The sequence below is a fragment of the Clostridium amazonense genome (assembly GCF_056431285.1).
The window spans coordinates 214,662-240,950 of sequence record NZ_JBWKMH010000028.1; the positions used below are offsets into that span (position 1 = coordinate 214,662).

At 25.0% G+C, this 26,289-nt stretch carries 27 protein-coding genes; 23 read left to right on the forward strand and 4 right to left on the reverse strand.

Features of this window, described 5'->3' with window-relative positions:
- Positions 1 to 239 precede the first annotated feature (239 nt).
- From AC07E4_RS12400 to AC07E4_RS12445, 10 genes are all read left to right on the forward strand, one after another.
- Positions 240 to 812, forward strand: a complete 573-nt coding sequence (locus AC07E4_RS12400) for a GNAT family N-acetyltransferase (protein WP_040330401.1) — start codon at positions 240 to 242, stop codon at positions 810 to 812.
- A 13-nt stretch (positions 813 to 825) separates the two neighbouring features.
- Complete coding sequence (locus tag AC07E4_RS12405) at positions 826 to 1,284, forward strand: GNAT family N-acetyltransferase (RefSeq protein WP_051540499.1); 459 nt, start codon at positions 826 to 828, stop codon at positions 1,282 to 1,284.
- Between the two features lie 14 nt (positions 1,285 to 1,298).
- Positions 1,299 to 2,030: a hypothetical protein gene (locus tag AC07E4_RS12410; RefSeq protein WP_040330402.1), complete on the forward strand. Its 732-nt coding sequence runs from the start codon at positions 1,299 to 1,301 to the stop codon at positions 2,028 to 2,030.
- Positions 2,031 to 2,064: 34 nt separating this feature from the next.
- The gene (locus AC07E4_RS12415) at positions 2,065 to 2,508 is read left to right on the forward strand and encodes a GNAT family N-acetyltransferase (protein ID WP_430828631.1); all 444 of its coding nucleotides are present in this window, start codon (positions 2,065 to 2,067) and stop codon (positions 2,506 to 2,508) included.
- Between the two features lie 147 nt (positions 2,509 to 2,655).
- Positions 2,656 to 2,895, forward strand: coding sequence for a hypothetical protein (locus AC07E4_RS12420; protein WP_040330404.1), 240 nt, complete (start codon positions 2,656 to 2,658; stop codon positions 2,893 to 2,895).
- A gap of 115 nt (positions 2,896 to 3,010) precedes the next feature.
- Positions 3,011 to 3,715 carry a response regulator transcription factor gene (locus AC07E4_RS12425; RefSeq protein ID WP_040330405.1) on the forward strand — a complete coding sequence of 235 codons (705 nt, stop codon included), beginning with the start codon at positions 3,011 to 3,013 and terminating at the stop codon, positions 3,713 to 3,715.
- A gap of 200 nt (positions 3,716 to 3,915) precedes the next feature.
- Positions 3,916 to 4,839 carry an ATP-binding cassette domain-containing protein gene (locus AC07E4_RS12430; RefSeq protein WP_430828844.1) on the forward strand — a complete coding sequence of 308 codons (924 nt, stop codon included), beginning with the start codon at positions 3,916 to 3,918 and terminating at the stop codon, positions 4,837 to 4,839.
- Positions 4,832 to 5,572: an ABC transporter permease gene (locus AC07E4_RS12435; protein ID WP_040330407.1), complete on the forward strand. Its 741-nt coding sequence runs from the start codon at positions 4,832 to 4,834 to the stop codon at positions 5,570 to 5,572. Before AC07E4_RS12430 ends, AC07E4_RS12435 begins: the two co-directional genes overlap by 8 nt.
- 10 nt (positions 5,573 to 5,582) lie before the next feature.
- Positions 5,583 to 6,326, forward strand: coding sequence for an ABC transporter permease (locus AC07E4_RS12440; protein ID WP_040330408.1), 744 nt, complete (start codon positions 5,583 to 5,585; stop codon positions 6,324 to 6,326).
- 20 nt (positions 6,327 to 6,346) lie between these two features.
- Positions 6,347 to 7,234, forward strand: a complete 888-nt coding sequence (locus AC07E4_RS12445; protein ID WP_242838455.1) for a sensor histidine kinase — start codon at positions 6,347 to 6,349, stop codon at positions 7,232 to 7,234.
- Between the two features lie 35 nt (positions 7,235 to 7,269).
- Here AC07E4_RS12445 and AC07E4_RS12450 read toward each other — a convergent pair whose 3' ends face one another.
- Entirely contained in the window at positions 7,270 to 8,913 is a 1,644-nt protein-coding gene (locus AC07E4_RS12450) for a thiamine pyrophosphate-binding protein (protein WP_040330410.1), read from the reverse strand.
- Positions 8,914 to 9,180: 267 nt separating this feature from the next.
- On the opposite strand from AC07E4_RS12450, the gene AC07E4_RS12455 reads away from it, so the two are divergent.
- Together AC07E4_RS12455 and AC07E4_RS12460 are read left to right on the forward strand one after the other, a co-directional pair.
- Entirely contained in the window at positions 9,181 to 10,125 is a 945-nt protein-coding gene (locus AC07E4_RS12455) for a hypothetical protein (protein WP_051540500.1), read from the forward strand.
- Between the two features lie 20 nt (positions 10,126 to 10,145).
- Positions 10,146 to 10,574, forward strand: a complete 429-nt coding sequence (locus AC07E4_RS12460; protein ID WP_430828632.1) for a hypothetical protein — start codon at positions 10,146 to 10,148, stop codon at positions 10,572 to 10,574.
- Between the two features lie 128 nt (positions 10,575 to 10,702).
- On the opposite strand, the gene AC07E4_RS12465 is transcribed toward AC07E4_RS12460, so the two are convergent.
- Positions 10,703 to 11,452 carry a 3'-5' exonuclease gene (locus AC07E4_RS12465; protein ID WP_430828633.1) on the reverse strand — a complete coding sequence of 250 codons (750 nt, stop codon included), beginning with the start codon at positions 11,450 to 11,452 and terminating at the stop codon, positions 10,703 to 10,705.
- A gap of 219 nt (positions 11,453 to 11,671) precedes the next feature.
- Here AC07E4_RS12465 and AC07E4_RS12470 point away from each other — a divergent pair, with 219 nt between their 5' ends.
- Together AC07E4_RS12470 and AC07E4_RS12475 are read left to right on the forward strand one after the other, a co-directional pair.
- The gene (locus AC07E4_RS12470) at positions 11,672 to 12,400 is read left to right on the forward strand and encodes an HAD family hydrolase (protein WP_478216553.1); all 729 of its coding nucleotides are present in this window, start codon (positions 11,672 to 11,674) and stop codon (positions 12,398 to 12,400) included.
- Between the two features lie 19 nt (positions 12,401 to 12,419).
- Positions 12,420 to 12,899: a GNAT family N-acetyltransferase gene (locus tag AC07E4_RS12475; protein ID WP_040330413.1), complete on the forward strand. Its 480-nt coding sequence runs from the start codon at positions 12,420 to 12,422 to the stop codon at positions 12,897 to 12,899.
- Between the two features lie 69 nt (positions 12,900 to 12,968).
- Here the strand turns inward: AC07E4_RS12475 and AC07E4_RS12480 are convergent, their stop codons facing one another.
- Positions 12,969 to 13,733 (reverse strand): DL-endopeptidase inhibitor IseA family protein, encoded by a 765-nt coding sequence (locus AC07E4_RS12480; RefSeq protein ID WP_478216554.1) that lies wholly within the window; start codon positions 13,731 to 13,733, stop codon positions 12,969 to 12,971.
- A 407-nt stretch (positions 13,734 to 14,140) separates the two neighbouring features.
- Here AC07E4_RS12480 and AC07E4_RS12485 point away from each other — a divergent pair, with 407 nt between their 5' ends.
- The 9 genes from AC07E4_RS12485 to AC07E4_RS12525 all read left to right on the forward strand — a co-directional run bounded on the left by AC07E4_RS12485 (position 14,141) and on the right by AC07E4_RS12525 (position 25,457).
- Positions 14,141 to 15,292, forward strand: coding sequence for a retropepsin-like aspartic protease (locus AC07E4_RS12485; RefSeq protein ID WP_478216555.1), 1,152 nt, complete (start codon positions 14,141 to 14,143; stop codon positions 15,290 to 15,292).
- A 296-nt stretch (positions 15,293 to 15,588) separates the two neighbouring features.
- Positions 15,589 to 16,260 (forward strand): MFS transporter, encoded by a 672-nt coding sequence (locus AC07E4_RS12490; RefSeq protein ID WP_478216556.1) that lies wholly within the window; start codon positions 15,589 to 15,591, stop codon positions 16,258 to 16,260.
- A 33-nt stretch (positions 16,261 to 16,293) separates the two neighbouring features.
- On the forward strand, positions 16,294 to 16,755 hold the full coding sequence (locus tag AC07E4_RS12495; RefSeq protein ID WP_478216557.1) for an MFS transporter: 462 nt from the start codon (positions 16,294 to 16,296) through the stop codon (positions 16,753 to 16,755).
- 71 nt (positions 16,756 to 16,826) lie between these two features.
- On the forward strand, positions 16,827 to 17,795 hold the full coding sequence (locus AC07E4_RS12500) for a D-2-hydroxyacid dehydrogenase (protein ID WP_478216558.1): 969 nt from the start codon (positions 16,827 to 16,829) through the stop codon (positions 17,793 to 17,795).
- Positions 17,796 to 17,805: 10 nt separating this feature from the next.
- Entirely contained in the window at positions 17,806 to 18,936 is a 1,131-nt protein-coding gene (locus tag AC07E4_RS12505) for a glycerate kinase (protein WP_478216559.1), read from the forward strand.
- Between the two features lie 18 nt (positions 18,937 to 18,954).
- Positions 18,955 to 19,845, forward strand: a complete 891-nt coding sequence (locus AC07E4_RS12510; RefSeq protein WP_478216560.1) for a fumarylacetoacetate hydrolase family protein — start codon at positions 18,955 to 18,957, stop codon at positions 19,843 to 19,845.
- A 443-nt stretch (positions 19,846 to 20,288) separates the two neighbouring features.
- Positions 20,289 to 21,335, forward strand: a complete 1,047-nt coding sequence (locus tag AC07E4_RS12515) for a carbamoyl phosphate synthase small subunit (RefSeq protein ID WP_478216561.1) — start codon at positions 20,289 to 20,291, stop codon at positions 21,333 to 21,335.
- Between the two features lie 35 nt (positions 21,336 to 21,370).
- Positions 21,371 to 24,586: a carbamoyl-phosphate synthase large subunit gene (carB, locus tag AC07E4_RS12520; RefSeq protein ID WP_430828640.1), complete on the forward strand. Its 3,216-nt coding sequence runs from the start codon at positions 21,371 to 21,373 to the stop codon at positions 24,584 to 24,586.
- Positions 24,587 to 24,764: 178 nt separating this feature from the next.
- The gene (locus tag AC07E4_RS12525) at positions 24,765 to 25,457 is read left to right on the forward strand and encodes a hypothetical protein (protein WP_430828641.1); all 693 of its coding nucleotides are present in this window, start codon (positions 24,765 to 24,767) and stop codon (positions 25,455 to 25,457) included.
- Between the two features lie 187 nt (positions 25,458 to 25,644).
- Here the strand turns inward: AC07E4_RS12525 and AC07E4_RS12530 are convergent, their stop codons facing one another.
- On the reverse strand, positions 25,645 to 26,148 hold the full coding sequence (locus AC07E4_RS12530; protein WP_040330426.1) for a SprT-like domain-containing protein: 504 nt from the start codon (positions 26,146 to 26,148) through the stop codon (positions 25,645 to 25,647).
- Between the last annotated feature and the right edge of the window lie 141 nt (positions 26,149 to 26,289).

Consider the following 26,289-nt stretch of genomic DNA (forward strand, 5'->3'; position numbering starts at 1 on the left):
CAATTTCATTTTACATATATTTAAAATGAATTGAAAAAAAAGTTTTTACGTATTTTTTTATAAATAAATTCTTTATAGTTTAATTATAACATAATAAAAAAAATAATCAAATTTTTTATAATATCATAGTATGTAATGGCATGTCAATAATAATTTTATTGTAAAATTACTTTATAAATTTAAAATAAAATGATACAATGTAAAAAATTACAAAATTCATAATATAAGGGGGAAATACTATGTATTTCAAAAAACTAATAGGGGAAATGGTTTATTTATCACCAATGAATCCAGAAGATTGTGAAAAATATGCAGAATGGATTAATGATATAGAAGTATCTAGTAATTTAGGATTAGTGAAAAAGCAAATTAATGAATTTATAGAAAGAGAAATGTTACAAAATTTATCAAAACAAGAATTTAATTTTGCAATTGTGGATAAGAAAAATGATGAGGCTATAGGTAGTGTAGGCCTTTTTCAAATAGATTATATAAATAGAAGTGCAGAAGTAGGGATTTTTATAGGTAATAAAAATTATTGGGGAAAAGGATATGGTAGTGATGCATTAAATTTAATGTTAGATTTTACTTTCAATATATTAAATTTTAATAGTGTAAAGTTAAAAACTTATTCTTATAATAGTAGAGCTATTAATTGTTATAAAAAAGTAGGATTTAAGGAAGTTGGAGCATTAAGAGAAGGAAAAATTATTGCTGGAGAAAAGTATGACATAATTGTTATGGATATATTGTCAAATGAATTTAAAAATAGCTATATAAAGAAAATTGTAAATTTAAATCAAATATATTAAGGAGAAGTTTTAAATGAATTTTATCATAAAAAAATTGGATAAAGATGAGGAAGGGTTAAGTGAACTATTATTAATGGCAGATCCATCTTATGATATGATAAAAAAATATATAGACAAGTGCATTTGTTATGGTATTTACTTAGGTAATGAATTAGTAGGTCAATATTCAATTTTAAATATTAAAAAAGATATAATGGAAATAATGAATATTTCAGTAAATGAAAAATATCAAGGAAGAGGATTAGGAAAACAATTGATATTTCATGCAATTAATTTTGCAAAAGAAGAAAATGCAAAATTATTAGAGATTGGAACCGGCAATTCTAGTATAAATCAGCTGAAGTTATATCAAAAATGTGGTTTTAGAATTAATGGCATATATAAAGATTATTTTAAATTGAATTATGATGAGGAAATATTTGAAAATGATATTAGATGTATAGATATGATAAGACTTAGTATAAATTTATAATGAGGGTTTAGGATATGGTGGATAGTTTTATAGAGTTTTATAGAGCAAAAGAGGATCAAATAGAGTATTTAAAGTATGAGGAAAGTTTTAAACGGAGCACTGCTATTATATGTGAAGAAAGTGATGATTTTTTAGGAATATTAGAGTACAATATATTAAATTTTGATATTGCAAGAATATTAAATCTTAATATATTGAGAAAATGTAAATCAAATGAAATTTTAAATGGAATGATAGAGGAAGTATTATATTGGAATCCGTATATCAAAGAAATTATTTATGAAGAAAATGAAGATGAATTTATGGATAAATTACTTAAAAATAATGGATTTGTAAAAGATAAAAATTATATAAAGAAAATAGATAGTAGTATAGAAGTTTTTAAAATAAACATTGAAGACATAAAACCAGAACAGCTAACTGTTGATAAAGAAAAGTTAGACAGAGTATATTCATGGGTTAAAAATCCAGAAGATATAATAATTTCTTGTGTAAAAATAGATGATAAAATAGTTTCTATAGATGGTCATTCTAGATTAGTTTGTGCATATTTAAAAGGATTTTCTTATGTGTATGGATATTTTGAAAAGGATAATGTAGATGAAAAGTTTTTTAGAGAATGTATAAGTTGGTGTGAAAAAGATGGTATATATAATGTAAGAGACTTATCAAAAAGAGTGGTAACTAGTGAAGAACACGAAAATATTTGGATAAAAAAATGTCATGATTATTTTAAAACTAATTAATATATTTTATGTATATGAGTAAAGGAATTTTTATATGAAAATAGTTGTAAAAAGATTTAATGATTTAACTAATATAGAATTATATGAAATATTAAAATTAAGAAATGAAGTTTTTATTGTAGAACAAAATTGTGCTTATCAAGATTGTGATAATAAGGATTTTAAATCATATCATATTTTAAGTTATGATAATGAAAATATAGTTGCATATTTAAGAATTTTAGAAAAAAGTGTTTCTTATAATGAAGTATCTATAGGTAGAGTACTAGTAAAAAAAAATTATAGGGGAAAAGGAATTGCTAGAAAAAATATGCTTTATGCAATGTCATTTATAGAAGATAAACTTAAGGAAGATAGAATAAGAATATCTGCACAACAGTATTTATTAGAATTTTATAAAAGCTTAGGATTTAAAGTTGTATCAGATATTTACTTGGAAGATAATATTCCACATGTAGAAATGTTTTTTGAAAAATAAAACTAATAAATAGTAACATAGGATACTTATAAATTAATAAATAGTATTTATAATATAACTATTAAAGATCATATAGGAATTCAAGCTTAAAAATGAAATTATTCATGTTTAAACTTGTATTTCTATAGTGTTTAGGAGGAATAACAAATGAGTTGTGGATGTTCAAATATATCTAATGATGGAAAAGCTATAGTAGATTTAGTTAGAAGTAAAGGTAAGGAAGAGATGTTATTAGCTGTGCCACATGAAATAAAGTGTTCTTGTAATAATATATTTATAATGACTAAATTAGTTGATAAGTGTCCAAAGTGTCAAATGACATATGGTGTTACACCATGTAGTTCAAAAAATAAAGATAATGTAAAAGCTGCAGATATTAATTATTAAATTATATTTTTGTAGTTAATAATTTTTAATATGTGTAAAAACAGGTTAATATACAATATTAACCTGTTTTTATTGTATAATGGAATAAATATTGTGAGTTAATTAATGTAAGGAGATGATAAATTTGAAAAATACAAATATCTTAGTTGTAGAAGATGATGGAGATATAAATGGATTAGTTTATAAAATTTTAACTAAGAAAGGGTATTGTGTAAAACAAGCTTTTTCAGGTACTGAAGCAAAAATGTATTTAGATATGTTTAATTATAAGCTTGTTATATTAGATTTGATGCTTCCAGGACTTACAGGTGAAGCTATAATAGAAGAAATAAGAAAAATTAAGAAAATGCCTATAATAGTTATATCAGCTAAAAGTGCTCAAGAAGATAAGATAAATGTTTTGAAAATGGGTGCAGATGATTTTGTATCTAAACCTTTTGATGTAAATGAACTAGTAGCAAGAGTTGAAGCACAATTAAGAAGATATACAGAGTTTTCACATTGTGATGAAGAAGAAACTAAAATTTTAACTTATAAAAATTTAATTTTAGATAAAGAACAAGTTAAGGTAACTGTATGCAATAAAATAATACAACTTACGGCCAAAGAGTTTTCAATTATGGAACTTTTACTTAATAATCCTAAGAAAGTTTTTTCAAGAGCAAATATATTTGAACATGTATGGAATAGTGACTTTTTAGGTGATGACAATACTGTAAATGTACATGTGAGCAATTTAAGATCTAAAATATCTATTGTTGATAGTGATAACGAATACATAAAAACTGTTTGGGGTATAGGATTTAAACTTTGTGAATAACTTAAGACTTTCTTAATCTTTTCTTTAAGTTAAATTGTTTCTTGTATACTACAATAAAAATATGGTAATAAGACGTCTTTAATTTAGTATACAAGAAAGTAAATTAAAAATTTAATTTAGATTTAAACTTTATCAAATGATTTCAAAGCTTATGCAAAGTAGAAATCAATGGTAGGTGGATTGAAGAAAGGATGATGGAAATGAGAGAAGATATACTTGTAACAAGGAATCTTAGTAAAAAATATGGAAATAATACTGTTGTTGATAATGTAAATATGACTATAAAAAAAGGTGATATATATGGTCTTGTAGGAAAAAATGGAGCAGGAAAAACAACAATAATAAGAATGATTTTATCATTGTCTAAAGAAAGCTCAGGAGAGTTTGAATTATTCAATGCAACTTCTGAAAAAGAAAAATTAGAAAAACATGGACTAGTAGGTTCAATTGTAGAGACACCGGCATTTTATCCTTATTTAAGTGCTAAACAAAATCTTGAATATTATAGATTGCAAAGAGGAATTGTGGAAAAAGATGCAGTAGATGAAGCTTTAAAATTTGTAGGACTTGAAGATGTAGGAAACAAAAAATTTAAGGGATTTTCACTTGGAATGAAACAAAGATTAGGACTAGCACTTGCTATAATGAGTAATCCAGACTTTCTTATATTAGATGAACCTATTAATGGATTGGATCCTATGGGGATAAAAGAAGTTAGGGAAACACTATTAAAGCTTAATAAAGTTAAAAATACTACAATTTTAATATCAAGTCATATTTTAGGAGAACTTTCACAACTTGCAAGTTGTTATGGATTTATAGATGATGGTAAATTAATAGAGGAAATATCTAGTGAAGAGTTATTAGATAAATGTAAACATTGTTTAGCTATAAAAGTTGATGATTTAGAAAAAGCATCAGCAATACTAGAAAGTAAATTTAAATGTGAAAATTATGAAGTGTTAAATGGTAATTTGATAAAGATATACGATTATTTAGAAGAGTCGCATATTATAAATAAATCATTTGTAGAAAACGATATTATGGTTTATTCACTACAAAAAATAGGAAGTAATTTAGAAGAATATTTTTTAAACTTAGTAGGGGGTGAGCATAATGCTTAAAATGATAAAAGCAGAGCTTTATAAGTACTCAAAAAGACCATTTATATATGGAATAATATTGACACTTTCAATAGGTGTAATAGCTGTTATGATGATGCTTAAAAATTCAGGACAATATTCATCAAAACAATTTGCGCTAACTATGACAGGTGGATGTTTTGGAATGATATTAACTTTAGTAATGATTTTTGGCTGTGTACTTTCAGAAGAATATAAAGATGGTACGCTTAAAAATTTAGTGAGTTCTAAAATATCAAAAACAAAAATATATTTTAGTAAATTTATTGTACAAATAGTATTAGCTATATTTGCAGCAACTATATGTATTATAGTTCTTCTTGTATCTATTAGTATGTTAGATAATAGTGATGGATATACAAAAAAATTTGTTTTAGATTTTATAATGAGATTTTTAGCTTCAACACCTATATTTATAGCAGGGATTGCTCTTGTTAATTTCTTAATAGTTTTAACAAGAAAAGAAGGTGTAGCTTGTTTAATTTATTATTTTGTTTTTATATTAGGTTCTAAGATAATTTATCTATTATCTACAATGGTATCAGATAAATTTAAATTACTATATAAATTTTTATTAGAATCACCACTTGAATATGTTCAAATGCCATATGCTTCAAGTAAGCAATTAATTAATGCTGTGGTAATAGGAACTATCTATACTATTATATTCACAGCTATTACAGTTATTTTATATAGGAGACAAGATGTAAAGTAGGAATTTAAATATGTTAAATTTAATTAGAGCAGAATTGTATAAAGTTGTTCGTAATCCACTAGTTTATATAATTACCACTATTTTATGTGGTTTGATAATTTTAGTGGAACTTATTTTTAAAAATGATCCATATATAGGATTTAAAGTTTATGTAATTGAAATTATTTGCCCCATAGTTTTTAATATTACTTTTATTTTCACTGGGATTTTCTCATTATTATGTTTTGAAGAGTATAAAACTTCTACTTTTAAAAATATAATTTCCTTTGATATATCCAGGAGAAAAGTATATTTAAGTAAATTTATAATTGAAATTGTAGTGTGTATAATAGTAGCAACTATTTGCTTTTGTATTTTTCTACTTTCAATTAATTTGTTGAAAGATGGAGATGGATATAATGTCAATTTGTTATATGACTTAATAAAAAGATTTATAGCTTGTATTCCATTATATGTAGGAGGAATTTCCATTATTAATTTTCTAATTATAATTATAAGAAATGAGGCAATAGTAGGTTCTATATATGTAATATTATTAATTTTACCTCAAAAAATAGAAGACTTTCTAATTCAAAATGTTTCTAATAAGTTTGAATTTATAAGTAATTTAAGTATTTATGAAAATTTAGTTATGCTTACTAAGCCATATGCAAGCAAAACCAGTATAATTCATGCATTTATAATAGGAATTATCACTACAATATTTTTCACTATGTTAGGGATTATATTTTTTCAAAAAGTAGAGATAAGATAATTTAAAGTTTGGAGATATATATGATATATGTACTAATAATATTATTAGGAATACTTTTGTGGAAATTGATTTTACAAAATGTAGAGATAAAAAAACTGACAAAAAAATTAAAAAAGATTAATGAAAATGATACAAATGAAGTTTTAAGAATTTCGTCTCCTAATAAAAATCTTGAGAGCTTTTTATGCGAAATTAATAAAACATTAAAATTAAAAAAATCTACAGAAGTTAAGTATAAAGAAATGGATTTAGAATTAAGACAAGCTATTGCTAATATGTCTCATGATTTAAGAACACCATTAACATCAATAATGGGATATATACAACTTTTGGAGGATGACAATATATTAGTGGAAGAAAAGAAAGAGTACATTGAAATAATAGAAAATAGATCAGCATCTTTAAAGGCTTTAATTTCAAATTTTTATGATTTATCTAGATTACAGGCTAATGAGTATAATTTTTGTATAGAAAAAATAAATATATCGTCTATTTTGTGCAATCTTTTACTTGGATTTTATGATGAATTTGAAAGAAGAGGATTGGAACCTAAAATAGATATAGATGAAAATATACCTTTAATTAATGGAGATAAAAGTGCTACTAATAGGATATTTACAAATCTTATACAAAATATATTAAAGCATGCAGAAGGAAGTTTAAAAATAAAATTAAAAAGTTTTGATAAATATATTTTAACAGAGTTTTCTAATGATGCAAAAGAATTAAGTGAAGAAGATGCAAAGAGAATATTTGAACGATTTTTTACTGTAGACAGGATGAGAAGTGGTCAAAACACAGGATTAGGACTTGCTATAGCTAGGGAGCTGGTAGAAAAACAAGGACATATAATCTATGCAAAAAAAGATGAAGATAAACTTATAATATCTATAAGATGGGTATTATAAATAAGAAAATAGCTACTAAAAAGTAGCTATTTTTGTTATTTTAATACGCTTTTTTTCACTGATTTAAATCTATCACAATCACCAATTTTTTCATTTCCATCTGTTATTAATTCAACAACTATAGGCTCATTAATATTATATAAGGTATCTTTTAGGTTATATAAGTCATTTATATTAGAAACTTTAAATGATTTAATTCCCATAGCTTCACTTACTTTAGTAATGTCTAGTCGGTTGAAGAAAATACCATCAAGACTTCTTCCAAATACAAAACTTTGACCTTGGTCAACATAATTATATTTAGCATTGTTTATAACAAAGTATATTATTGGAAGATTATATGCTTTAGCTGTTAAAACTTCCATTCCATTCATATAGTATGATCCATCACCAACTATTACAGCACAACATTTAGATTGTTTTGCAATGGCAGCACCTGTAGCACCACCTATAATTGCACCCATTGAACCATAATTTAAACTACCAATAAATTTTGAACTATCTGGTAAATATAAGAATTTGTATACGTAGTTCATAAATTCACCAATATCACATAAATAAGTAGTATTTTCATTTAAAACCTTAGGTAATGTATCTAAAACTTCTTTAATAGATAAGCCATTATTAGTTTGAATATATTTTTTATTTAAAGTAGATTTATCCATAATTGGTTCAACTCTAGAAGATTTTTTATCTATATTTGCAATTAAATAGTCTAACGCATCCTTAATATCATATTTAACAGCAAGTTTATTCTCTACACTTTTTTTATCTAATGATTTAGTACAGTGATCAATTTGGATAATAGTTTTATTTGTATAAAAATCAACATCAAAGTTTTGAGTTGAGCTTTCTCCAAGTGATGAACCAAGAACTAAAACAGTATCTACGTCATTATCATTGATGTAGTTAGATGCAAAATCAGAAGAATAGAAACCAAAATTTCCTATATAGTATGGAGAAGAATGTAACACTTTACCTTTACCTTGAGGTGTTGTTGCTATATAGAAATTAAGTTTATCTGCTAATAAATTGATTTCATTGTTAACATTTTTAGCACCTCTACCAACTAATATAAGTCCCTTTTTAGCTTTATTAAGTACATTGACAGCTTTAGAAATTGCTGTTAAATCGTTTTCAATTTTTTCATAATTAGTATTAGGTTCTATATATTCAGTTTCTAATATAGGTATGTCCATGGGTAAAGATATATGAACAGGGCCACAAGGTTCAGTTAAAGCTAAATTAACTGCATGATCTAATATTTTTATAGTATCTTCAGGATTTTTTATATTAACACTATATTTGGTTATGCTTTCTGTTATAGGAATAGTGCATAATTCTTGAATAGCACCTTTACCTTTGCTTTTAGTGGATGAATCACCACTTATAACTAGCATAGGTAATTTATTTATATAAGCATCAGCAATACCATTAATAGAGTTAGTAACACCAACACCACCACATAAAAATGCAACTCCTAGCTTATTTGTAAGTTCACTATAACGTGCTGCAGAATAGGTTGCACCAGATTCATGTTTAGTAACTATGCTTTTAATTGGAGAGTCAGTTATACTATCATATATGTATGATGTATTTCCAGAAGGAATACCAAAAATATATTCCACGCCTAAGTCCTCTAAATATTTTAAAATTGCTTGTGAAATTGTAAGTTTCATATTAAAGTAATACCCCCTATTAAAAAAAATATTATTATTTTATAAAATATTTTAAAATTTACAAAATTTTAAATATTTCACTTACTATATAATAAACTATATTAAGGAAAAGTTCTACAGTTATACAAAAAACGTTAAATAAATGCAAAAAAATACAGAAATTAAAGATATAACTATATAAACAAGGTATATCTTTAATTAAAGCATAATAGTATATTATTCGATATAATGAATAATATATTTAGTTTATAAGGGGGATGAGTTATTATGAATGAAAATATTGATAATAAAATTCAAGAGGCTAAAACGAGCATAGAATTAAAGAAGAACTTAATGATAAAAATAGAAAATTTAAATTCAGAGTTAAAACAACAGTTAAATGAATTTGAAGAGTTAAAAAAAGTTTTAGTTAAGGAAGAAAAAGATGTTAGAAAGTTGGAAGGAATTTCATTTGCATCACTACTTTCAAAATTATTAAAAAATAGAGAAGAAAAACTAGAAAAGGAACAAAAAGAATATATTGAAGTAAAAATTAAGTATGATGAATTTAAATTTAAAATTAGTGAAATTCAAAATAAGATTAAAGATAAACAAAAAAGATTAAAGGAATTAGAAAATATTGAAACGGATTATAATGAACTTTTAGATGAAAAAATTAAAAATATAAAACTTTCTAATGAAGAAATCAATAAATTTAAACTATTAGAGTATGAAAATATGGAAGATAGTTGTATAAAGGAAAGAACTGAAATTAATGAAGCATTAACAGTAGGACAGGAGCTTTTAGATGAAATAGAATTAGCCCTAAATTCATTTGAAAGTGCTAAGAATTGGGGAACATTAGATATATTGGGAGGAGATTTTTTATCATCAATAGCGAAACATAGTAAAATTGAAGATGCAACAGAAAATTTACACAAAGTTTCATATTTAATAGAAAGTTTTAATAAAGAATTAAGAGATGTATATGTGAATACAGAGGTTTTAGATGTTAATATATCTTCATTTACAAAAACTTTTGATATATTTTTTGATAATATATTTTCGGATATTTCTGTACAAAATGAAATAAATGGTGGTATAGAAAGAGTTGTTGATTTAAAAGCTAAAATAAATAATGTTATGAATAATTTAGAAGAAAGAAAAAGATTAAATGAAAGAAATTTAAAGAATTTAAAGAAAGAATATTATACTTTTATAGAAAATGCTTAATTAAAGAAGGTACAGTTAATATGGATTCAATTAATGTAAAAATGTGTAAAGAACAAGAGATAATAAAAAAAGGAAAAGATATTTTAGTTTCTATAGAAGATTTTAAAACATTTGCAAAAAAGATAAGTAAGATTAGTTATTTTAGATATTTTGAAATGGGTACAATTTCTGAAATATATAAAAACAATCAAATATGCAATATGATAGAAAGACTAAAAAATATAAAAGATAGTATAAATAAATTTAATGGTGAATTAGAAGGTTCTAATTATTCTAAAATTAATAATTTGAATTTTGATGAACTTAAAAAAGCTATACAAGATTCAGATAAAATTTTTTCATTGAATATGAATAAAATGGATAGGGCAATGAATAATTTAATTGATGAAATTATAGAGGTAAAGAAAGGTACATTAGATATACTAAATGTATTAGAAAGTGAAAAATAAGTTTAAAAATTAAATTGGCAAGAGGCCATTTCAATGTTAATTGGGTCCGAGTTTTAAAATTATTTATTTTAAAGCTTGGACCTTTATAATTAAATAATAATATTGATACATTTGCTTAAAAGTTAAATTTAGTGTTTAGTCTTTTGAAATTGATTAGTTTTTCCCATAATATAAGAAAGTTTTATAATAGAAATTTCTTCAGTGGTCATAGGTCTTTTAAACATTTTTTCAAATTGTTTTATTAGAGCATGGAAATCTACAGAAGATTTTTCTTTGTTAATACTAGAATTTCTTCTAGTATTATTGTTGTAGATTTGAAATTTAAATTTATCGTTATAAAGTTTTTTAAATACTTCACTTGTGTAATAAGCATCATTATAAGCATTGTGAAATTCATCTTTAAAGGATATATCCAATAAATTAATAGCATTTTTTAAACCTATATTTTTTCCTTTTGTATATTTAAAATGTTTAGATGCATAGCGTTGTATGTCAATATATTTCTTAGGAATTAATGAGTAATCCAATTCATGAAACTTTATATTTCTAAGAAGTTCTTTTATGTCAGATACACCCCAAACAACAAGAACACTATTTGAATCCAACATATTTATAAAAGACTCATAGGCTATTTTAAAATTTACTCCTGAATTTAAGTCTTTATTATTTATGTTAGTCAATTTTTCAATAACTGGATTTATAGTTAAGTATAAACTAGGTTTTATAATCATATTTAAACTGGAAACTTTATTTAAATTTTCATCAAGTTTTATTGCACCAATTTGAATTATTTCAAAAGGACAATTTAAAGTATTCTCATTTTTTTCAGTACATTTATATTCTTGGTTAAATTCTAAATCAAATATTATATAATTCATAAAAATCTCCTAAGATAATTAATTTTATAAGTCTATAGAAAAAAGATTGAATTTTATTTTCTTATATTATATCACTAAGAAAAATTAAGTTGTGAATAAATTTAAAAAACATTAAAGTTTTGTTTATACACAAAAAATGTAAGACATTGAAAAAAGGGATTTTAAGTGTGAATATAGAATAAATAATTTTATAATAAAAGGGAGTGGAGCTAAATAAATATGAGAATGGGCGATGTTAAAGTTATATACTTTGATATGGGAAATACGTTAATAGATTTTCACAAAGGTAGAAGTGATGAAGAGAAAGATAAGTTAGGAATAAAGTTACTTACAGAATATTTAAGTACTATGAACAGTAAAATTACTTACAAGGATGTAGAAAATAAATTCTATGTTAAATGGAATAAAGCTTTTGAAATGAGAAAGAAAACATATTTAGAGTATCCAATAGAGGAATATTTAAATAGTTTTTTAAATGATTATGAAATTAATCTGTCATTAAAACAATGTGTAGAAGCTATTAAAATATTTTATAAACCATATATAGATGATGTTGTAACTTATGATAACACAAAAGAAGTTTTAAACTGTATAAGAAATAGAGGTTATAAAATAGGTGTAATATCAAATACAGCATATTATGATGAAATTATGAAGGAATGTTTTAAAAAATTAGGTTTATATGAATTTATAGATGTGTTTATATTTAGCTATTCCTTAAAGTTAGGAAAACCCAAAAAAGAAATTTTTTATAAGGCATTAGAAAAAATGAATATTACACCTAAAGAGGCAATTATGGTTGGTGATAGCTTAAAAAACGATATGGAACCAGCAATTAAGGTAGGTATGAAAGCAATTTGGCTAAATATAAAAAATAAAGAAAAAGAAGTTTTAAATGAACCTTATAAAGAAGTGAAAGATTTAGATGAGATATTGATATATATTTGATGAAATGGAGAATTATAAAATGAATACAATTATGAGAAATGCAAAATTTAGTGACTTTAATGATGTAAATAATCTAATGTTGGAGCTTCATAATTTACATGTGAAAAATAGAAATGATGTATTTAAAGCTACTGATAGTCCCATGAAAGAGGAGTATTTTAAAGATTTATTAAATAATCAAGATGTAAAATTGTTTGTTATAGAAAATTTAGAGAATAGTGAAATAGTAGGATATAGCAATTTAAAACTAATGAATACACCTAATATAGATATAGTAGTGAAAAGTAAGTATATATATATAGATGATTTTTGTATTAAGCAAGCATATAAAAGAAAAGGTATTGGGAAAAAGTTATTTAATTTTATATTAGAATATGCAAAACAACAATGTGTAGACTCAGTACAATTAAATGTATGGAGCTTTAATGAAGATGCTATTGAATTTTATAAGTTTATGGGGATGAAAGAACGAAATGTAAGGATGGAAATGAGAGTGTAAAATTTAAAAGCATATGTATATATTATGATAAATTATATACATATGCTTTAAGTTTATTAAAAAATTAAATTATACATACCAAAAGTTTGTAAATAACCATTGACCATTAATAAATTCAAGGGTTTTAGTTTCTGTAACAATATCATTTGGTGAATTAGAATAATTTGATGATAATTTTACAATTATCTTATTATTATCATAGGAGAAATTCTTAGTACAAGAATCATAATTAACTCTTAATCCAGCTTGACCTATAGTAAAGTATAGCTTACCATCTTTTTCAAGCAAGTATTTATCTAGAATACTATTTATAACATCTTCTGTAAAATATCCTCTTAATGAATCAGCCATTTCTTCTCTAGAATTAAAATTAGTAACTTCACCATAATAAACATTATTTATTATTAAAGGATTTTTAGAGTAAAGAGCTGGTCCTTTAAATATAGGTGTAAGGGCATTTTCAGCACCTTTAATAAAGTTCATAATTTCAGGTTCTGATGGATAAATACTTTTTTCTGGCTCAGGAGCAGGTGTAGTTTCAGGTTCAGCTGGAACAGGTGCAACTGGAGCAGGATTTTCATTAGTAATAACTGGCGTAGTTTTTAAAGATTCAACTTTAACTTCACTTGCTTTATCCTTAACAGGGGTTGTTTCATTTTTTTTAGGCTCACTTTTAGAAATATTTTTATTTGCAATATTTACATCTTTTTTTACTGATGAATCAGAAGCTAAAACTTTTTTTTCATTAGTAGAAGATACTTTATTGTTATTATTGGCACAACCAACAAAAGTTAATGTACAAATTGCAGCAACAATACAAATTAATTTTTTCAAGAAAATCACTCCTAACGTATACTTCACTAAGTAATATATTAATAAATAATTTTAATGTGAATAGAATCTTAAAATTGAAACCGTAATGTAATATTTAACACATTACTAAGTATTGACTTAAATATAAAAGTTAAGTCAAAAAAATGATTATATGGTTTTGAGGTAAAAAAAGCAAATTAACAAGGTCTGCTAAATAAATTCTTAAAGAAACACTTATTTAAATAATTTCTTTATCCAATTTAATAAAAATAATTGAATTCTTAAGCTTTGATTCTTATATATATTTAATAATTTAGTAAAACGATATTAATGGATGAAAGCATTCTTAAATTAACATAATATCTATTAAATGTTAATATAAGTTAATGGTATGATATAGGTATATTATTTTAAAGAAGGTGATGGGTATGGATTTAATTGAAAAAATAAGAAGATTTAAATTTGATGATATAGATTTAAATCAACTAACAGAAGATGAATTGAACTTTTATAAGGGTATAGATTTATTTATAAAAGGGGATTTAGATAGTTCAGAAAGTATATTATTGAAGTTACATTTACAAAGCAATGAAAAAGAAATAAAAGATAATGCAACTAAAATATTATTTCAAATTTTATATTGGCAAAATAAATGGAGTGAAATAAAAAGATTAAATCTTGATAAAAACTTATTAATAGATGAAGATTATAGAAGTATATCAATTAGATATGAAAAGTTAAATCAGAATTATAATTTTTTAAGTGATTTTGCAAGTATTCCAATGAAATTAAGTTCATCTGGCTCTCCAACAATTGATGTTAAAATTAATGGGGTATATAAAACATTTTGGTTTGATACTGGAGCACTTATAAGTATAATATCTGAAGAAACAGCAGAATTATGTAATATAAAAATGGAAGATGATTTAACTGTTAAAGTTAAAGCTTCTACAGGTAAATGTACAGAATCTAGAATGTGTACAGTGCCAAGTTTAGAACTTGGAAACTTCAAAGTATATGATCAAATAATGATAATTATAGCTACTGAAAACTTAATATTAAAACATCCTAAAACTAATGAAATAGTTAAAATAGATGGAATTATAGGGTGGGATTTAATAAAAGATATGAATGTAATTATAGATTATAAAAATGAGAAAATAGAAATAAGAAAACCTAAAAAACTTAGTTGTGAAGATAGAAATATGTTTTGCTCTGCATATCCTATTATTAAAATTTTAAATGATGAAAATAAACCAATTTATTTTGGACTTGATACTGGAGCGAATAAATGTAGTTTAGGTGAAACCTTTAGTATAAACAAAGAAAACATTAAATTTCAAACATCATTTATAGGAGGTGTTGGAGGATATAAAGAAAAGGAAGTTAAAACTGTAGGAAATTTAAAAATTAGAATAACAAATGAAGAATTTGTTTTGAAAGATAGGAATATTAGTATGGATTTAGAAACAGTTGGAGAGTTTTTTATAATGGATGGAATAATTGGAAGTGACATAATAAAAGATGGAAAAATGATTATAGATTACACTAACAAAATGTTTTCAGTAGAAAGACAATAAAAAATAAATTTTAAATATATACTTTATTTTTCATAGAGAATGAAGTAAAATTATATAAAGACAATATTTAGAAAATTAAATATATTTCTTGATTAAATATTAGAAAGGGGAATGTCTTTATGACCGCATCTAAACATTGATTAAATTGTATTAATAAAATAAATTTTTAAACCTACAAATTTAGGTTTATTTGTTATGCAATAAAATGTTTAGAAATAAATAAGACGATTTAAATGAATATGAAGAATTAAGAATTTATATTCATAATTAAGTTGAGCTTTATATGGAGGACGGTTATGAAGAATTTAAAAAATAAATATATATTATATTTAATCTCTTTCTTTGAGGGATTAGTTTTTTATGGTGCATTTGCAACTATTTACAGACTAAATAGAGGAATTCAATTAAGTGATATATTTTTATTAGAAAGTATATTTGTTATTCTTATGATGGTATTTGAATTACCATGGGGAATTATTGGAGATAAAATAGGATATAGAAAAACACTTATATTATCTTTTGGATTATTTTTATTATCTAAGATAGCATTTTATTATGCTCATTCATTTTCTATATTTTTATTAGAAGCAGTTTTAGGAGCTTTAGCTATATCAGGAATATCTGGATGTGACAGTGCTATTTTATATTTGTCAGTAGAAAATGAAGAAAGTGATAAAGTTTTTGGACGGTATAATGCTTTTGCAACAGCTGGTTTTTTAATTTCATCATTATTAAGTGGATTTATGGTGAAAATATCCTTAGATTTATTAGCGTTTGCAACAATAATTGCTTATGTTGTTGTTTTTATATTAAGTTTTTTCTTAAAAGAAGTTAAAGATACTAAACATGAAAAAAGAGAAAGTGTATATTGTAGTTTTAAAACTGCTATATCAAATAAGAAAATATTAGTTTTTGTTATTTTGTTAGCAATAATTGGTGAAACTACCCATAGTGTTTGTGTTTTTTAAAATCAGCCATTGTATATAAAAAGTGGTATAGATATGAAATGGTTTGGTGTTTTAACAGCTTTTATGCAAATATCAACATTTATAGCAGTTAGAGCTCATAATATAAAGAATAAGATAGGAACTAAAAAGATATATATAATTAGCATAGGAGTAATTTTAATTACAAATATAGGATTAATATTTAGTCATGTATCATATATAACAATACTTTTAATATTTTTGATGGAAGGTGCATTTGCAGTTACTCAGCCAATAACAGAAACTATTAAGAATGAAAGTATAAAATCTCAAAATAGGGCAACTATATTATCTTCTTATGCCATGGTAGCAAATGTAATATCAGCATTATGCAATGGAATAATAAGCATAGCAGCAAAACAATCTATGACATCAGCTTTAATAATTATGGTGATTTTAAATTTTATAGTATTTATGCTTTTGTTAATATGGAATATTTATAAAAAAAGAATAAAACATGAAATATTAAAAAATTAATATAAATAAAAGTTAAAAATAGATAATGAAAAAGTTCATTATCTATTTTTAACTATGGATTTTTAAGGTAGGTGATATTTTTGAAAATTATTGTTTTAGATGGATATACTTTAAATCCTGGAGATTTGAGTTGGAGTGGGTTTGAAGAGTTAGGGGAATTTATTTGTTATGATAGAACATTGGAAGATGAGGTTTTTGAAAGAATTAAGGATGCAGATATAATTATTACAAATAAAACGCCAATTAGAAAAGAAATCTTAAAAAAATTAACTAAATGCAAGTACATAGGAGTTTTGGCCACAGGGTATGATGTTATCGACTATGATTATGCAAAAGATTTAAATATCATTGTAACTAATGTACCAACTTATGGTACAACATCTGTAGCACAACATGTTTTTGCACTTGTTTTAGAACTTTGTAATAATGTAAAAAGTCATAGTGATAGTGTAAAAAATTTAAAATGGGCAAATCAAAGTGACTTTTGTTTTACTAATTCACAACTTATAGAATTAAGTGGTAAAACTATTGGAATTATAGGATTTGGAAGAATAGGATATGAAGTTTCTAAAATAGCTATGGCATTTAATATGAAAGTTATTGCTTACAATAGAGGAAAGAAAAAAGAATGTGATATAAAAAATTTAAAGTGGGTAGAACTCGAGGAATTGTTTAAAAATTCTGACATAATATCTTTACATTGTCCATTAACTAAAGAAACGGAAGAAATAATAAATATAGGTAATTTAAGAAAAATGAAAAAAAGTGCTTTTTTAATAAATACATCTAGAGGAAAATTAATAAATGAAGAAGATTTAAAATTAGCATTAGAAGAAAAGATTATAAGCGGGGCTGCATTAGATGTTTTAAGAGTGGAACCACCTAAAGAATATAATCCACTATATAGTTTAGAAAATTGCATAATCACACCACATATAGCATGGGCAACTAAAGAAGCTAGAATAAGACTTATGCAAATAGCAATAGAAAATTTAAAATCATTTATAGATGGAAAACCTATAAATGTAGTAAATAGTTAAGGTTAATAATATGAAAGTTATAGTTGCACTAGATTCATTTAAAGGGTCCTTTACTTCAATGGAGGCTTGTAAATTAGTGGAGAAGGGCATAAAAAGTAAATTTAAAGACATAGACGTTGTAAAAGTTCCCATATCAGATGGTGGTGAAGGATTTATTGAAACTATAGGTGGGAAAAAAGTATATGTAACTGTAAAAGATCCTCTTTACAGAGATATTATAAGTTATTATGGAATAGTTAATGAAAAAACAGCAGTAATAGAAATGTCGTTATCATCTGGGCTTACTTTGTTAGATATAAATGAACGTAATCCATTAATAACTAGTACTTATGGCACTGGACAATTGATTTTAGCTGCATTAGATAAAGGAATTAGAGATTTTATAATAGGAATTGGTGGAAGTGCCACTAATGATGCTGGAGTAGGAATGTTAATGGCATTAGGAGCTAAGTTTTTAGATAAAAATAGTAAAAGTATAGACTTAGGAGGAAAGGCACTTAACAATCTAGCAAAAATAGATTTAGATTCTTTGGATGAAAGACTTAATTTTTCAAGAATAATTGTAGCTTGTGATGTGGAAAACACTTTATATGGTGAAAATGGGGCATCAAGGGTTTTTGCAGCTCAAAAAGGTGCTACAAAACAAGAGATTGATATTTTAGAAAATGCTGTTACAAATTATGCTAATATTTTAGATGAAGAGTTTAATATTAAAATTAATGAAATAAAGTGTTCTGGAGCGGCAGGAGGTTTAGGTTCAGCATTACTTGCTATTTTAAATGGTCATTTTAAAAGAGGAATAGATATAGTTATAGAAAAAAATAGTCTTGAAGAAAAAATAAGAAGTAGTGATTTGGTTATTACTGGTGAGGGGAAAATAGATTATCAAACACAGTTTGGAAAAGCTCCTTTAGGAATAGCAAGAATAGCAAAAAAATATGGAGTGCCAGCCATAGGAGTTTGTGGAACAATTGGAGAAAATATAGAGAATCTTTATGAGGAAGGATTTACATCTATATTTTCTATAATAAATAAACCAATGTCTCTAGAGGATTCCATGAAAGAAAGTGAATTTTTATTGCAAAATGTATCAGAAAGAATTATAAGAATATACAAAGATTTATATAATAAAAAAGCATAAGAAAGGATTTTAAAAGATATGTATTTCTTAAATTGTATATATAAAAATAGTGAAAATTTAGCGGTTTTAAGCAAAGATAAAGATAAAGTAGTTTTTATTAAAGACATTTTAAATAAAGATTTTAAAGATATGAATGATTTTATAGAAAATTTTACTGAAGATATAAAAAACAAAATATATATATCATTAAAAAATGAAAATGAAAAGTTTGTAGATATTAGAGAAATTACAGTTTTGTCTCCAATACCCAAGCCAAGAAGAAGTTTATTTTGCTTAGGTAAAAATTATTTTGAGCATATGAAAGAGTTAAGTAAAGAAGAAATTAAAAGAGAAAGTATTGAAAATCCAATATATTTTTTAAAAATGGCAAGTGAAACAATTGGTACAAATGAAAATATAATTTACAATAAAAGTGTTACAAATGAATTAGATTATGAAGTTGAGCTTGCTGTAATTATAGGTAAAACAGGTAAAAATATAAAAAAGGAAGATGTGAAAAATTATATATTGGGCTATACTGTAGCTAATGATGTGACTGCACGAGATCTTCAAAGTAAGCATAAACAATGGGCTGTTGGAAAATCATTAGATACATTTTGTCCCATAGGACCTTATATAGTGTATAAAGATGAAATTTCATATCCACCAAAGCTTAATATATGTTCTAAAGTTAATGATGAAATTAGACAAGAGTCAAACACTAGTGAAATGATGTTTGATATAGATTATATTATAAGTGATTTATCTAAAGGCATTACTTTAAGGCCAGGAGATATAATTTTAACAGGAACTCCAAAAGGTGTTGGAAAAGGGTTTAATCCGCCAAGATATCTTAAGGATAGTGATGTGGTTGAGTGTTATGTAGAAAATATAGGGACAATTATAAATAAAATTCATGAAGAAAATTAAGAAAATATCATAAATTATTAAGAAAATGTAAAAAAGTTATTGACAAAAAATTTCTTTTGAACTAGAATTTATTTAAAGAAAAAATTAAATTATAAAAATAAATAAAGTTTAGAAATACACTTTAAATTGGTCCTGTGAGGCCAGTAAGGAGTATGTTAGTGCACTATAATTATATAGTTTTATATCTATATTATTTATTGCATAGTTTGAAGCTAGATTAATATACTTTGGAATTACAGGATTAATGAAAGATAATATCTTTTATTAATCCTTTTTTATTTGTAATTTTAAAGAATATTTGCGATGTGATTTATAATTTATAAATCAAAACAGATAATGATTAATCCTAACTTTAAGTGTATTTCACAAAGGTATGTAAAGAAATATATTAACTTTTAAGCATGCCGTAGACGACAAAATAAGAAATACTTAGGAGGGTTAGTATGAAGGCTAAATTAATACTTGAAAATGGAATGACATTTGAAGGAAAGGCTTTTGGAAATTTAGAAGATACAGTAGGAGAAGTGGTTTTTAATACTGGAATGACAGGATATCAAGAGGTTTTAACAGATCCATCCTATTATGGACAAATAGTAACTATGACTTATCCACTTATAGGAAACTATGGTATAAACTTAGAGGATATAGAGTCTAAAAATCCAAAAGTAAAGGGCTTCATAGTTAGAGAGCTTTGCAATGACCCAAGCAATTTTAGATGTGAAATGAATTTAGAGGATTATTTAAAGCAAAACAATATAATTGGAATTCAAGGAATTGATACAAGGGCATTAACAAAAATATTAAGAAATAGTGGAACAATGAAAGGCATAATAGCAACTGAAAATATACATGAAGATGAAATAAACGAAAGATTAAGAAACTTCTGCAATAAAAAAGCAGTTCAAAGTGTGACAGTAAAAGAAAGTTATACTTTGGAGGGAAATGGAAAACATATAGCAGTATTAGATTTTGGAATAAAGCAAAATATTCTAAGAAGTTTTCAAAAAAGAGGATGTAAGATTACAATATTTCCTGCAAATACATGTTATGAAGAAATCTTAAAAGTAAATCCAGATGGAATATTCTTATCAAATGGTCCTGGAGATCCAGAGGATTTAGAAGAAGTTATAGAAAACTTAAAAATGCTTATTGGTAAAAAGCCAATAGTAGGTATATGTTTAGGACATCAACTTTTAGCATTAACATTAGGTGGAGAAACAGGAAAATTAAAGTTTGGGCACAGAGGTTGTAATCATCCAGTTAAAGATTTAGAAGAAAATAAAATTCATATAACTTCTCAAAATCATGGATATGTAGTAACTAAATTGCCAGATAATATGATTATGACTCATGTTAGTGTAAATGATGGAACTTGTGAAGGAATGAGACATAAAAATCTTCCAATATTCAGTGTTCAATATCATCCAGAAGCATGTCCAGGCCCTTTTGATGCAAATTATATATTTGATAAATTCTTAGAAATGCTATAAAAATATTTAAAATTCAAAATTCGGAGGTTGTTATTATGCCATTAAATAGAGATATAAAAAAAGTATTAGTAATAGGATCAGGTCCAATAGTTATAGGACAAGCAGCAGAATTTGATTATTCAGGTACACAAGCTTGTGAAGCTTTAAAAGAAGAAGGAATAGAGGTTGTATTAGTTAATTCAAATCCAGCAACTATAATGACAGATAAAGAAATAGCAAATAAAGTGTATTTAGAACCATTAACATTAGAGTTTTTAGAAAAAGTTATAGAAAAAGAAAAACCAGATTCATTAATTGCAGGAATGGGTGGTCAAACAGGACTTAATTTAGCAGTAGATCTTCATGATGCAGGAATACTTGAAAAATATAAATTAAATATAATAGGAACATCCATACAATCTATAAAAAAAGGTGAGGATAGAGAACTTTTTAGAGAAGTTATGAACAAAATAAATGAACCTGTTATTGAGAGTGAAATTATAACTGATATGAAAAGTGGAATAGAATTTGCAAATAAAATAGGGTATCCAGTTATAGTAAGACCTGCATATACACTAGGTGGTTCTGGTGGTGGAATTGCTGATAATGAAGAAGAATTGAAAATTATATTAGAAAGTGGCTTACAATTAAGTACAATAGGTCAAGTTTTATTAGAGAAGAGTATAAAAGGTTGGAAAGAAATAGAGTATGAAGTTATAAGAGATAAAAGTGGAAACTGTATAACTGTTTGTAATATGGAAAATATAGATCCTGTAGGAATACACACAGGAGATAGCATAGTTGTGGCACCAAGTCAAACATTAAGTGATAGAGAATATCAAATGCTTAGAACTTCAGCTATAAATATAATAAATGAAATAGGGATTGAAGGAGGATGTAATGTACAATTTGCATTAAATCCTAAAAGTTTTGAATATGCAGTAATAGAAATAAATCCGAGAGTTAGTAGAAGCTCAGCCCTAGCATCAAAAGCTACAGGTTATCCTATAGCTAAAGTTGCTGCAAAGATAGCATTAGGTTATGACTTAGATGAAATAAAAAATGCGGTAACCAAAAAGACTTATGCATGTTTTGAACCATCACTTGATTATGTAGTAGTAAAAATCCCTAAATGGCCATTTGATAAGTTTAAAAGTGCAAACAAAAAGTTAGGTACAAAAATGATGGCTACTGGTGAAATAATGTCAATAGGAAGTAACTTTGAAGCAGCATTTCTTAAAGGAATACGTTCATCAGAAATAAAGAAATTTTCATTAGAACATAAAGAACTTAAAAATTTAACATTAGATGATTTAAAATCTAAAGTAATAAGTGCAGATGATGAAAGAATATTTGTTTTAGCAGAACTTTTAAGAAGAAACTATATGTTAGATAAAGTATGTGAAATAACAGGTATAGATAGATTCTTTGTAGCTAAAATAAAAAATATAGTAGATGAAGAGGAAAAATTAAAAGTTTCTAAAATAGAGGATTTAAATAAAGAATGGTTATATGATTTAAAGAAAAAAGGATTTTCAGATAAAGCAATAGCTAAAATGTTAAATTGTAAGCCAAATGATGTATACAGCTTAAGAAATCTTTGGAATGTAAAGCCCGTATATAAAATGGTAGATACATGCAGTGGCGAATTTGATGCAGTATCACCATATTATTACTCAACTTATGATACTTTTGATGAAGTTGAAGTAAGTGATAAAAAGAAAGTTATAGTAATAGGTTCTGGTCCAATAAGAATAGGACAAGGAATAGAATTTGATTATTCATCTTGTCATAGTGTAATAGCACTAAAAAAACTTGGAATAGAAACTATAATTATAAACAATAATCCAGAAACAGTAAGTACTGATTTTAATATATCTGATAAATTATATTTTGAACCATTAACAGAAGAAGATGTATTAAATATAATAGATAAAGAAAATCCATATGGAGTAATACTTCAATTTGGAGGACAAACAGCAATAAAATTAGCTGAATTCTTAAAAGAGAAGAATATAAAAATACTTGGAACAACAGCAGAGCAAATAGATATGGCAGAAGATAGAGAAAAATTTGATGCATTATTAGAAGAGCTTAATATATATAGACCAAAGGGAAAAGCAGTTTGGAATGTGGAAGAAGGATTAGAACAAGCTAAACTTTTAAAATATCCTGTACTTGTAAGACCTTCATATGTACTAGGTGGTCAAGGAATGGAGATAACATATAGTGAAGAAGAACTTAAGTATTATCTTGAAAATGCATTTACATCTGATAGTAAAAACCCTGTGCTTATAGATAAATATATGCTTGGAAGAGAAATAGAAGTAGATGCAATATGTGATGGAGAAGAAGTACTTATTCCTGGAATAATGGAGCATTTAGAAAGAGCAGGAGTTCACTCTGGAGATAGTATAACAATGTATCCAAGTCAAAATATAAGTGATGAAATAAAAACAAAGATATTAAACTATACTAAAAAATTAGCATTAGGTATAGGCGTACATGGTATGATAAATATTCAATTTATAGAGTTTGAAAATGAATTATATGTAATAGAAGTTAATCCACGTGCAAGTAGAACAGTACCATATATAAGTAAAGTAAGCTCAGTTCCAATAGTTGAACTTGCTACAAAGGTAATGCTTGGAGCAAAACTTAAAGAATTAGAATATGGAACTAACGTTTATAAAGAGCCAAATGTAGTAACAGTTAAGGTTCCGGTATTTTCAACACAAAAGCTTCCAAATGTTGAAATAAGTCTTGGACCAGAAATGAAATCAACAGGGGAAGTTTTGGGCGTAGGAAGAAATATAAATGAAGCATTATATAAAGGATTTATTGGAGCTAACATGTATATGAAAAAAGAAAAAGGTCGTATACTTGCAACTGTAAATGATAATGATAAAGAAGAATTTTTAGAAATAGCTAAAGAAATGAATAAACTTGGATATAAGTTTGTAGCAACTAGTGGAACATACAAGTTATTAAAAGAAAATAATATTAATGTAGAAAGAATAAATAAAATTAAAGAAGGAAATAATAACATTTTAGAAGCTATAAAGAATAATTCTTTGGATATGATAATAAATACACCAACAAAAGGTAATGAATCAAATAGAGATGGATTTATTATAAGAAGAGAGGCTATAGAAAAAGGATTAGGAGTAATTACAGCATTAGATACACTAAGAGCAATGGTTAAAGTTAAAAAAGAAAATATAAATGTAAGTGACTTGGAAGTTTTCGATATAGTACAAATAAATAGCTAAACCCTAAGGCAATAATTGCCTTACCTAAGATACACAAAAAGAACAGGCTCAGAAAGCAGAGCCTGTTCTTTTACATTTTAATATAAATAATAACAAAATAATTACATATTTGTAATAAATATTGTTTAATAAATATACAGTGATATAATGAATATGAAATTAATAAGGAGTGAGCTTTATGAAATATAAAAAAGTTATATTACTTATATTATGTACTTTAACACTAGTAGGATGTAGCAATGCAAAAGATAACAAAAATAAGGAAGAAACAAAGAAAAAAGTTGAAGTTGCAAAAAAAGATAATGCAGAAAAAAATATTATTAATAATAAAAAAGAAGATAAACAAAAAAAAGATGAAACAGTTAAGACACCTCCTATAAATGAAGTATCAAGCAATGAATTTAAAAATAATGCAGATGAAAATGTATCTATGCAAGAAGTAGAAAATAATAAGAATTCAAATGAAGAAGCAGTAGTAAATGAGTCAACACAGCAAGCTAATGAAAAAAATGAAGAGGAGATAATTAAAGAACCTGAAAAAGAAATATCTATTGGAGAAGAAGAAGCAAAAACAGCTATAAAAAATAATGCTGAAAAGTCAATTCAAGATAAACTTGAAAAAGGTGCAGTACTAGAAAAAATAGAAGACCATTTTAAAAGTAATTGGAATAATATATCTAAAAATTGGGGAATACCAGAAGATAAGTTTTTAATGTTTGGAGTATCAGAACAAAATAGTGAATATTATTCTGGAACATATGCTGTTGCTATAAATAGTGGTAATGTATATTTAATACCTACTCAAGGATATGTACCTGCATATCATATGCAAAATGGTGAAAGAGTAAAAATATATAATTGGGTAGAGTAATATATTAAAATTAGGGAGTAACAATTAGTATAAAAGTGATGCGGAAAAAATATGATACCATATATATGGCATTACATCATATGAAAATTATATTTAATTCTAAAATTTACATTAAAAAGACTGTGTGCAAATTACACAGTCTTTAATGTTATATATATTTTTTAAAAGCTTGTCCATATATTTTATATTATTTTATAGGTTTTATTTCAAGTGTGCCTTTACAACTAGCACAACGATAATTTTTATTGTAGTTTTCTAAAGTACAATGATTTGGCAATCTTTTTTGAAAAAATGTTATTCCACATTTGTTGCAAGTTACTTTATATTTATTTCTAGAAGATATGTAATTTTTAAGATTTTCGCTAATTTTAAGTTTACTATATCGGGAACCATCTATGTTTAAAAATTTGCAAGCTTTTTGAAATTCATGATTATGTTTGCAATCTTTTTTATGTAGAGTATTTACATAATAATGGCAAAATTCATGTTTTAGAACAGATTTTATTTCTTCATCAGTGTAACTTCCATCTAGTAAAAAATGAGAAAATACAAATTCTAATGGTTTAAATGTTCTGGCATTAAATGTATAGTGTCCCCAAGTATTAGTCATCCGTTTGCTTATTCTAATGGGTATATTGGAACAATCCACACCCCATTCATATCCTAGATAACAAATATAATCTTTTATCATAGCTTCATTTCATTTCAATGATATTCACTCCTCAAGTAAAATATTTTTAGTTTAGATTGTTATAGTCATCTTAACATATGATAGATTTAATTATCAAATATATAATTTATTTATATATTTGTAAAGTGATAAATTTTAAAT